This is a genomic window from Deferribacterota bacterium (assembly GCA_034189185.1).
Lineage (GTDB): Bacteria > Chrysiogenota > Deferribacteres > Deferribacterales > UBA228 > UBA228.
This window is the reverse complement of record JAXHVM010000235.1, coordinates 1-2266: the sequence shown is the minus strand read 5'-3', so window position 1 is coordinate 2266 and position 2266 is coordinate 1. Positions and strand designations below refer to the sequence as shown.

The window sequence follows — 2266 nt, the reverse complement described above, 5'->3', positions numbered from 1 at the left end:
AGATTATTTTGATAATGAAATGGCAAATCCTGACAGTGTTGAAAATTATAAAACAGAAATTGAAGTACTCCAACCGATATTTATGAAAGGTAGAATATATTTTGGGATAAAACAAGCATCTAGGATGAATGATATTGCAGAACTAACATTTGAGAGAATACAACAAGAAATTCTCTATAACTATACAAATGCTTTTTTTGGAATGGCTTTGGCAGAAAAAGCGCTAGAGGTCTCAATTAAATCGTATAATAGGACACAAAGTTATTATGACCTAACAAAGAACTTTTATGAAAACGGCATGGTTGTAAAAAGCGATTTGATGATTGCCAAAACACATCTACTTAAAAACGAAAGTGAAATAAGTGATGCTCAAAAACAGGTTAAGGTTACAGAAAGTAGATTGCAACAATTACTTGGAATTGATGAAGAAATTAACATTCTTTGGGAAACACCCTCTTTCAACATAAACAAACCAGTGAATATATATCTCCAAACTGCTGTTAGTAGTAGGGAAGATCTTCTTGTATTAGATAAGAAGCTAGAAATTGCTGAGATTGAAATAATGAAATCTAAATTCAATTTTTATCCTGAAATATTCCTTTTTGCTAATTACGAATGGAATAATAGTGAATTTCTAAATGATGGTGCTCAAGGAGCAACCTTTGGTGCAAAAGTATCCTTCAATATTTTTAACGGTTTTATCGATTATAACAAGATTAGGGAAAATAAGAGTGATTATCTTTATACACTTAATATAAAACAGGATAAAGCACGTAAAATACAGTTAGAGGTTAAAGATGCATATTATAGCATTAAAGCAGCTAAAAAAAAGCTTGAGGCAGCAAAAAAACAGGTTGAATCATCTTACGAAGCGTTGTCTATTAATCAAAACAGATTTAGAGAAGGATTAATTAGAATTACCGAACTACTTGACAGAGAAGTCGATGCCAAACAAGCTGAACTTAATATGTATATGGCAGAATATGAGCTTATAATCAACAAGGCAAGATTGTTGCTAAACTCAGGTATATTAAAGTAACAACTCATGGAGGAAATAAATGAAAAGCTGTAAAAATATTTTTTTAATGTTTTTTGTTGTAATAATTATATCCTGTTCAAATATTGAAAAAAAAGAAAAAACATCACCATATGACAAACCTGACACATTTATTGTTGATACAATTAAAGTACATAAAGAAGTCAGTGGTGCAAAAATTACTTTTTCAGGAACAGTTATCAGCGACGAAACAGTTATGTTAATGCCTAAAATTATAGGATATATCCAGAGCATAAATGTAGATATAGGTGATTCTTTTTATAAAGATGATGTACTCGTTAGCATCAGAAGTGATGAGCTGGATGCCAAATTAAAAATGACAGAAAGCGCTGTAACTGAAGCATGTATAGGTTTAAGACAAACTGAATCCGGTTTAAAAATGGCACATATGGAAAAAAGAAAAGCAAAAGCTCAATTCATTTTGGCTGAAAAGACATACAAACGTTATAAAAGGCTTCTTAAAAGTGAGAGTGTAAGCCAGTATGAGTATGATCAAGTGTTAGCTGAATATTTATCTGCTAAAGAGCATTATAATATAGCTATTGAAAATGTAAATATGGCTGAAAAGAAATTAAATCAGGCCGAAGCAAAACTAAAACAATCAAAGGCTATGTTTTCAGAGAGCCAATCTTATGTTAATTACAAAAAAATAAAAGCACCTTTTGATGGAATAGTGCTGCAAAAATTTTCTGACGAAGGCAATCTTGCTTCACCTGGTAGTGCTGTGCTGAAAATTGGCACACACAAAAAAGTTATTAAAGCAGACATTGGTGAAGATCTATTTGATAATGTTTTTCTAGGCGATAATGTCACAATAAATTATCCCTCCAGAAACATAACTTTTACTTCAAAGATTAAAAAGAAATCCAGCCAAATATCGCCAAATACAAGAAAATTCATTATTGAAACTAATGCCAATAATGATCTGCCAGTCGGTGCATATGTGAAAATAACGCTGAATAAAGGTCAAATTAAAGGTATTTTTATACCAAAAACCGCCGTAAAACAGGTGGGACAATTAGATGTTGCAATAATAAAAGAAGGTGATCAGGCAAAAATGCGTGTTTTGAAGCTTGGCAGAGAAACAAATAATATTGTTGAGGTTTTGAGTGGGCTTGATGGTGGAGAAAGATTAGTTCTAACAGATGTAGAGTTGATTAAATCTGGAGATATACTGGTAGAAAAATAAATGGCCGAAAACAATAATAA

At 31.4% G+C, this 2266-nt stretch carries 2 protein-coding genes; both read left to right on the top strand.

Annotated features, from left to right (window positions below):
* A partial coding sequence (locus SVN78_10350) for a TolC family protein (protein ID MDY6822007.1) occupies window positions 1–1039 on the top strand: 1039 nt, incomplete at its 5' end.
* A 19-nt stretch (window positions 1040–1058) separates the two neighbouring features.
* Complete coding sequence (locus SVN78_10345; GenBank protein MDY6822006.1) at window positions 1059–2246, top strand: efflux RND transporter periplasmic adaptor subunit; 1188 nt, start codon at window positions 1059–1061, stop codon at window positions 2244–2246.
* Window positions 2247–2266 lie beyond the last annotated feature (20 nt).

Coding starts and splice junctions, on each gene's coding strand:
- SVN78_10345 (MDY6822006.1), top strand. CDS start 1,059: ATGAAAAGCTGTAAAAATATTTTTTTAATGTTTTTTGTTGTAATAATT.